At 47.5% G+C, this 7,871-nt stretch carries 8 protein-coding genes; 3 read left to right on the forward strand and 5 right to left on the reverse strand.

What is annotated here, in order from left to right; all coding sequences use genetic code 11:
- Positions 1-5 precede the first annotated feature (5 nt).
- On the forward strand, positions 6-3,395 hold the full coding sequence (locus tag KKE17_00480; GenBank protein ID MBU1708457.1) for an ankyrin repeat domain-containing protein: 3,390 nt from the start codon (positions 6-8) through the stop codon (positions 3,393-3,395).
- 6 nt (positions 3,396-3,401) lie between these two features.
- Here KKE17_00480 and KKE17_00485 read toward each other — a convergent pair whose 3' ends face one another.
- The 5 genes from KKE17_00485 to KKE17_00505 all read right to left on the reverse strand — a co-directional run bounded on the left by KKE17_00485 (position 3,402) and on the right by KKE17_00505 (position 6,522).
- Entirely contained in the window at positions 3,402-4,157 is a 756-nt protein-coding gene (locus KKE17_00485) for a TatD family hydrolase (GenBank protein MBU1708458.1), read from the reverse strand.
- Between the two features lie 79 nt (positions 4,158-4,236).
- The gene (locus KKE17_00490) at positions 4,237-4,398 is read right to left on the reverse strand and encodes a hypothetical protein (GenBank protein ID MBU1708459.1); all 162 of its coding nucleotides are present in this window, start codon (positions 4,396-4,398) and stop codon (positions 4,237-4,239) included.
- 19 nt (positions 4,399-4,417) lie between these two features.
- Positions 4,418-5,140, reverse strand: coding sequence for a sulfite exporter TauE/SafE family protein (locus tag KKE17_00495; GenBank protein ID MBU1708460.1), 723 nt, complete (start codon positions 5,138-5,140; stop codon positions 4,418-4,420).
- 6 nt (positions 5,141-5,146) lie between these two features.
- Positions 5,147-5,626 (reverse strand): hypothetical protein, encoded by a 480-nt coding sequence (locus KKE17_00500; GenBank protein MBU1708461.1) that lies wholly within the window; start codon positions 5,624-5,626, stop codon positions 5,147-5,149.
- Positions 5,623-6,522 carry an HDOD domain-containing protein gene (locus KKE17_00505; GenBank protein MBU1708462.1) on the reverse strand — a complete coding sequence of 300 codons (900 nt, stop codon included), beginning with the start codon at positions 6,520-6,522 and terminating at the stop codon, positions 5,623-5,625. The genes KKE17_00500 and KKE17_00505 overlap by 4 nt, the downstream gene beginning before the upstream one ends.
- 122 nt (positions 6,523-6,644) lie before the next feature.
- Between KKE17_00505 and KKE17_00510 the strand changes: the two genes are divergently transcribed.
- Complete coding sequence (locus tag KKE17_00510) at positions 6,645-6,848, forward strand: hypothetical protein (GenBank protein MBU1708463.1); 204 nt, start codon at positions 6,645-6,647, stop codon at positions 6,846-6,848.
- A gap of 75 nt (positions 6,849-6,923) precedes the next feature.
- Positions 6,924-7,853, forward strand: coding sequence for an Mrp/NBP35 family ATP-binding protein (locus tag KKE17_00515; protein ID MBU1708464.1), 930 nt, complete (start codon positions 6,924-6,926; stop codon positions 7,851-7,853).
- Positions 7,854-7,871: the final 18 nt, after the last annotated feature.

Consider the following 7,871-nt stretch of genomic DNA (forward strand, 5'->3'; position numbering starts at 1 on the left):
ACTTAATGAAATCACGGATAATTATACACACACTCAAAACACGGTCGCTCTGTTGCGCCCTGGTGCTTCTGGGGCTTTTTCTTTTATGCGGCGCCGGGGAGATCAACAATTTCAGGGAAGAGCTGTCCCGGCGGGGAATCGAATATACCGCAGATAATTTCACTGAGGCTGCAAAGACGGGTAATCTTGACATCCTTAATCTATTTATTCAGGCCGGGATGGAAATTGATGCAAGGGATGGTCGGAGAATGACCGCTTTGATAATGGCCTCTTATGGAACTCAGGTTGGAGTTTTAAAGATGCTCCTTGAAAATGGCGCCGATATAAATGCCACTGGCAGCGGCGGGTTAACGGCTGTTGTTGCCGCCATTCATGCACAGAGTGAAAAGACCCATGAAGTTATTTCGATCCTGGCTGATAACGGTGCGGATTTAAACCTCCAGGATGATATCGGCAATACCGCGCTGATTTATGCGGTTATGGAGAAAAATCCTGATCAGGAAGAGATGGTTTCCATGTTAATCAATCGAGGTGCTGATCCAAACATACTGAATAAAGCCGGGGTGTCGGCGCTTAAAATAGTTTCTGATCGTGGATATGGAAATCTGGTGAGATTGCTCTGGGACAAGACCGACGAGAAGAGCAGATCACTACATACCAAAGAACAATATCGACGGGAGCTTGAAAACGAACTTATTGATGACGTAATCGAAGGCCGCAGGAAGATACACTATGAAGCGGCTGATTTTTATAAAGTGATCCGGGATGGAAAGATTCGCCTGGTGGATCTTTTTATAAAGGCGGGTTGGGATGTTAACTCCCGCTGGGACCAAAAAACTGAGACCTCGGCATTGGCGCTTGCCACTGACAAGGGCTATTACGAAATTGTCAAACTGCTTGTTGAGGCAGGCGCGGAAGTAAACACCGCAGATAAGGAACGAGGCGGCATTACACCGCTTATGGATGCGGCCTACAAGGGGTTCCCGCGGATAGTCGAATTATTGCTGAAAGCCGGAGCAGCAGTCAATGCAGTGAATAATGATATGATGACTGCGTTATTTTTTGCGGTGCAGAAGAACAATAAAGTCGTTGTTGGAATATTGGTCAGAAACGGCGCTGATCCCAATATCGCAAGCAACGAACTTGGAAGGGCCACATGTCTCGGTTTTGCTCTGGTCAAGGGGTATATTGAAATTGCCAGGATTCTTATAGAAAGCGGTGCGGATATCAATGCATCGGATAAATACGGCACCCCACTCATATTGGCGATCAAGGGGCATTTTAAGGGAACCGCCCGGCTCCTCCTTGAAAAGGGGGCATCTATTCATTTATCGAATGCGTTCGGCCAGACGCCTCTCATGTGGGCGGCACGTGAAGATGAAATTGATTTTGTCGAGTTATTTCTCGAACAGGGCGCTGATCCTTCCTTGCGCAGCAAGGACGGAGCGAGCCCGCTGATGTCCGCCGCCCTCGGAGGAAACCCGGATATTGTGAATTTATTGCTTCAAAAAGGCGCAGATCCACATGCCACTGATGATCGGGGAATTACTGTCCTGATGTATGCGGCGGCAGGCGGCGACAGTGATCTGCTGAACATACTTTTCGAAAAAGGCGTGGATCTTAATGTTGCCGACAAACGAGGCTTTACGGCGCTTATGACTGCTGCGGACCGGGGCGAGGAAGAACTCGTGAAGTTGTTTCTTGATAAAGGAGCCTCGCCCGCCGCAAAAACCCAGGACGGCCATACAGCTCTGGGGATTGCACTGAGCAAGGGGCATATCTCGATAGCCGAGCTGCTTCGATTGGCGATAAAGGACGGGGAAAATATCCGGAATCTCAAGGAGCTTGAAAAGCGTGGGCTTGCTTTTTCCGTTGAGGGATACCTTGATACCGTAAAAAAGGGTGATTTGGATTCAGTGAAGCTTTTTGTTAAAGCAGGGATGGCTTATAACGCCAGAAATGCACTTCATGAAGCGGCGCGCTACGGCCATCCGGATATAGTTGACCTGTTTCTTGAAATGGGCGCGGATCTCAATGCTGTGACTGAATTCGAACAGACGCCACTTATTGCAGCGATTACCAACCGAAATATTTCCATGGTGAAAAAGCTTCTGGATCTGGGCGCATCCGTTAATAAAAAACCAAACAGCGGCACCATGCTCACCCCTTTGATGTGGGCGGCGAATATCGGCGAGTCTGAAATTATCAAATTACTCATTGATAAAGGGGCGAATATCTGGGAGGAGGATGCCCGTGGGCATACGGCTTTAAGACCTGCCCTTGAGAACGGCCACCGGGAAACCGTTAGACTGCTGTTGCTCAACGGCGCGGACCTGGATGGTAAAGATAATTACGGCTTCACCCATCTCATGTGGGCGAAGGAAATGAAAATACCCCAGGCGGTCACAATGCTCAATGAATTCGGGGCACGCGAGAATCCATTAGGCCATACGGTAATTGCCAGTGAGACAATTCAAAATGACTTCAATCTTGATCCGTTGACCGATTTTGACCGGAAAGAGTATTTTGCAATTATTGCACCGGAAGGCAGGAATGATTTGAATCAACTGAATGGCAATGAAGGTCAGGTAATCAGATTCATGGTCGGATCATACCTGATGTATCTGGGGTATACCCCGGTTGCCGGTGACCGGAAACCGGATTTTCTCGTGACGGTTGTCGGCCGGGTGGATGATGCGCCGGGCCTTAATTTGAATCCGTTTCTGGCCTCCGATGGTTTGGGGATGATGCCGGCAGGATTGCCTTTGAAGGATTATGTATACAAGCCCCAGGACAACCTGTTTAATCCGTCCGGAATCCCAGGCCGCATGGTTGATGGCGAAGAGGACATCCAGGACCGTCCCGGAAGGGAAAGCCGTAAAGACGGTGAAATAGTTACAGCCCTGACATCCCAGATGATTGTTTCCCTGTTTGAACCGGATTCCCAAAAGTTGCTCTACACCGGCCGGGCCAGTGTAAATGTGGGTTCAAGAAGTACGTCAATAGCCATCCAGAGGATCGTCAGCATTGCCCTGAAAGGGTTGCCCAAAAATGTATCCGGAACTCTCAGTTTCAATCAGAGAAAGCTCTGGCAGGGATGTTCCGGGCTGTATTGGATACCTTTTACCACCAACAGCAAAGATGTGTTTCCCCTGGCCGCAAGCGTCATGGTCGGCGGGCCGGCGCACGCAGCCGGGATAAGGCCTGATGACATCATCATCAGAATAAACGGTAAGAGCGTTGTCAATATTGCCCCGGCTGCGATCCTGCTCAATACCGAAGTCCGGCCGGGTGATACAATTGATATGCGGGTCTGGCGCGGCGGGGAGACCTTCAAAGATGTAACCGTTGTGCCCTGGACAACGGAAAAATGCCGGGAGCTCTCAAGAGAATAATCCAGGTTATTTTATTCCGTAGAGCCTGGAGGTGTTTTCAATTACCGCCTGGATTACTTTTTTCCTGGGATTTTTTGTCAGTTTGGAAATGGCTTCAAGTCCGATAAGCAGATTTGCCGGTTCGTTTCGTGTTTTTGGGTCCGGCCCCAGAACCGGGCTGTCTGATTCGAGAAGAAGCACGGAAAGGGGCAGGCGTTTGATGAGTTTCTGCTTCTGGGGTGATCTGTTCACCGAGGGCGGCATTGAGAAAAAGTATCCAGCCTCTATTGCCGGCAGAGCTGCAGAGTATTTGCCGTCAAAGGCATGCATCTGGACTCTTTTGGCATTTTTTTCAAGAAGAAGCTGCACCGCCTGCCTGCCAGCGGATCGAGAATGAACGTTTAACGGCAGATCGAGTTTGATCGCCAGATCAATGAATTTTCCGAAAATTTCTTTTTGAAGTTCTTTTTGCGAATCATCCTGAACAATCCAGAAATCAAGCCCGACTTCACCAATGGCAATGAACCGTTCCCGGTTATCTCTGATATAATTAATAATGCTTTCTGTCTGATCCAGGTCGAGATGTTCAGGGCAAAGGCCGCCTGCCACAAGGATCTGCGGGAATTTTTCGGCAAGCGTGAGGTTTTTTTTGATGTCATCAAGGGTTTCGCTCACGGCAATGATATGGGATATCCCGGCGTTTTCGGCTTGCCGGATAATCTGGTCCCGGTCCGCATCAAAGGACTGATCGCAGATATGGGCGTGAGTGTCAGTAAGGTTCATGGCATCGGTTTTTCTGTCGGGAGCAGAAAACCTGCGAAACCATCTATTTTACACAAAAAAAATCTCCTCATGAAAAATATCAATCAGCGCAGCCGCAGCTTTCTTTCTCGGCATAGCAGTCCTTGCAGAGCGGTTCGCCGGAACAGGCATCTGCAAGCTCACTCATGGGGAATATGCGGCCGCAAATTGCGCAGGCAAAGGAGGGTTCCGGCTTCTTGTCTTTATGCTTTTGATCTTCCATGGATAAACCCGCAGTAATTTCAGATTGCTGACCATATCATCATGATTCCCATGAGGGCAAGGAGAATGAGGATGGTCCTGATATAGGTTTTGGGAGAAATTTTGTCATAGAAAAAATGCCCGGCCCAGGTGCCGATCACCACTGCCGGCGCGGCGCTGAGAAAAAGCTTGAGAACGGTGATTGTCGTCAGGCCTGTGGATACCTGGACCGTAATAATGGCCAGGCTGGTGAGCAGAAAAAAACCGGAAAGAGTTGCCTTGATCGTATCTTTTGCCCAGCCGCTGAGTGTTGTGTAAATGATGGTCGGCGGTCCGCCGGCACTGAATGCCGAGCTGATCACCCCGGTTGCGAATCCCACCGGGTACGACCAGAATCGGTGCAGGACAAGATCGGGTAATTTGATAAACAGTCCATAGCCCGCATAACAAACCAGCATTATTCCAAGAAGCAGTTTAATGATATTCTGATCTGCATTTTTAAGAAAAATCGTGCCTAAAAACACCCCGGGAACACAACCGATGAATAATGGCAGAATTTTGGAAATCTCCATGTGACTCTTGAGTCTCATGGTTAAATGGCCGGTAATGATCAGGCTGCAGAGAACACAGAGAGGGACCGCGGTTTTTACATCCAGAAAAAGCAGCAGCAGCGGCATGGCAACCAGAGACGAACCGAATCCGGAGATTCCCTGGGTAAAAGCCGCTCCGAGAAAGATAATCGGCACAAGAAGGTATGGGGTCATCGGGAGTTATTTTTGGATGAGATCCGCATCATCTATATCAAGTTCAGGATAAAGCTTATGGATGCAGTCCGGACAGAGACCGTGGGTAAATCTGGCGTCGGCATGTTTGTTGAAATATGCCTCGATCTGGTTCCATATACCTTGATCGTCACGAATTTTTTTACATTTTGAACAGATGGGAATAATATTCCGGAGAGTCTTGATTTCAGCCAGAGCCTTGCGAAGTTCGGTAATGAGTTTTTCTCTTTCTTTTTCCGCCTTCTTGCGGGACTTTATTTCCAGTTTTAGATTTTTATTGGATTTTTCAAGCTCCCGGGTGCGCTCCTTGACCTTCTGATCGAGTTTGAAATGGATATCAAAATATTTTTTTGCGGCGTCTCCGGTTTCGTTTCTGGTGAGCCGCAGTTCGTTATTGAGATGCCTGACGTCGGTTTCAAGCTCCCGGATTCTCTCCTGTAAATCCTCAAGATGTTTGCTGCCGCTCATTTAATAAACCCTCCCTTGTCTTCCATTTTTTCAAGATCTTCAAGGAGAACAGCAAGCAGAGCTTTGATTGAAAACGTCGTAAGTTTCAGACTTTTGGCGATTTCGGCAAATTTTTTAGAGTCATTAACCCCGGCGTCACAGAAACCCAGATTGTTTTTTAAAACGAGAAAGTCCGCAACATACAAAGTACTTGCCAGTCTCACATGTTCCTGCTCAGCCTTATCCGGGTTGTGGTGACAACCGATGGCGGTAACCAGTTCAAGGGGGAAATTCCAGTGATCGGCAAGGGTTTTTCCTAACTGTGCGTGGTCAAAACCGAGAATATCTTTCTCCGCTTTGGTGATGTTGTTGCCGCTTTCATGGTAGGCTTTGAGAATTTTTTTAAATTGGTCGTGGCGGAATTGCTCTTCAACAATGATGCCAATATCGTGAAGCAGGCCGGCGGCATAGGCATTATTGCCCTTTTCGCCGTATTCCCTGCGATAAATAATTTTTGAAAGCAGGGCTACGGCAAGACTGTGTCTCCATAATGCTTCCAGAGAAAAACCATAGGATTCCGTACCGTTTTTGAAAATTTCACTGAATTTCTGGGTGAGGACGATTTCCTGCAGGGCATCAAACCCAATCCAGATGATGGCCTGGTCAATATCACTTATCGTCCGGTGCGAGGCATAATACGGAGAGTTTGCCACCCGCAGGACTTTAGCTGCCAGGGGAGGGTCGATCTCTATGAGTTCCTTGAGGTCGTTGGGGCTTGAATCAGGACTGTTTATAATCCCAAGAATTCCGGTAACAATGCTTTTGATGGATGTCAGTGTCGAACCGCTGGTTTCAATCTGGTCTATCAATTTTGCTATCTGTTTGATAATTCCATCTTCGGGTACTTGATTCTCCATCTTTCACCTTTTTATAATACCAGCGGTTCAGGTTAACGAATCTCCAACGGCATTCAGCGGTTTTTAATGCGGCATGGTAATTTTAAGTATACGGATGCTTGTGTCAGGTGTCAAAAGGAAAAATGGAAATAACTGGTATTATTGATCATAACAAATTAAGTACATTCTCTTTGGCTGGACGACCTGGATTATTAAAGATCTCCCTGGGTTTTCCTGCGGCTGAAGCTTCAATGATTCAGTTGATTTTGTATTTTATTTTGGCTTTTCAATCATCCGGCATTACTGTATATAGGGTTACCTGTTCCGGAAGTGAAAATTTTCTATAATTATAAAAATCAAAGACCCGGATATCTCTTTCCGTAATTTTTTCAGTTGAGCTTTATTTCAGGAGGTTTATTTAAATGTCAGAAGCATGTGATAAAAAGAGCTGTCCCAGCAGTAAAGGCAAAGGCGGCACCTGTGGTTCGCCTGATGCGAAAATTGCCATGCAGAATATGATCATAAAATCATCACTGGATAAAATCAAAAACAAGATACTCGTAATGAGCGGCAAGGGCGGAGTGGGGAAGAGCACGGTTTCCACCAATCTTGCCCTGGGGCTTGCCAACAGGGGATATAAGGTCGGTCTTATTGATGTTGATCTCCATGGCCCGGATATCTGCCGGATGCTTAATTTGACTCAGAGTCTGAGCGATGTAGAGGTAAAGGGCGGGCTTATTCCGCCCATGAAATATAATGATAATTTGAGTGTTATTTCGTTGGAGTACATGATGGCAGACCGGGATGATCCGATTATCTGGCGCGGACCCTTGAAGATCCAGGCCATCCGTCAGTTCATTTCGGATATTGACTGGGGTGAGCTCGATTATCTGGTTGTTGATGCGCCTCCGGGAACCGGAGATGAACCCCTGACGGTTTCGAGTACCATAAAAGATGCCTATGCACTGATTGTTACGACTCCCCAGGAAGTGGCACTGGCCGATGTCCGAAAATCCATTAATTTCTGTAAACATGTAAAAATGCAGATTGTCGGCCTTGTGGAGAACATGAGCGGTTTTGTCTGCCCCCATTGCCGCGAAACGGTTGAGATTTTCAAATCGGGTGGCGGTGAGAGAACGGCAAGGGAATTCAGTATTCCTTTTCTTGGCAAAATTCCCATGGATCCACTGGTGGTGATCGGCGGCGATGATGGAAAACCGTATCTCTCCTCACAAGCGGAAAGCCCGGCAATTAAAGCCTTTTCGCATCTGGTTGAAAAGGTTGTTGAATCCATGCCGGTAAAAATCGATAAAGCGGTTGGATGTAATTGCGGTGATATCTGCCGGTGCTGATGAAGTATTTTAGTGAAA

The organism is Pseudomonadota bacterium, from assembly GCA_018823135.1.
Taxonomy (GTDB): Bacteria; Desulfobacterota; Desulfobulbia; order Desulfobulbales; family CALZHT01; genus JAHJJF01.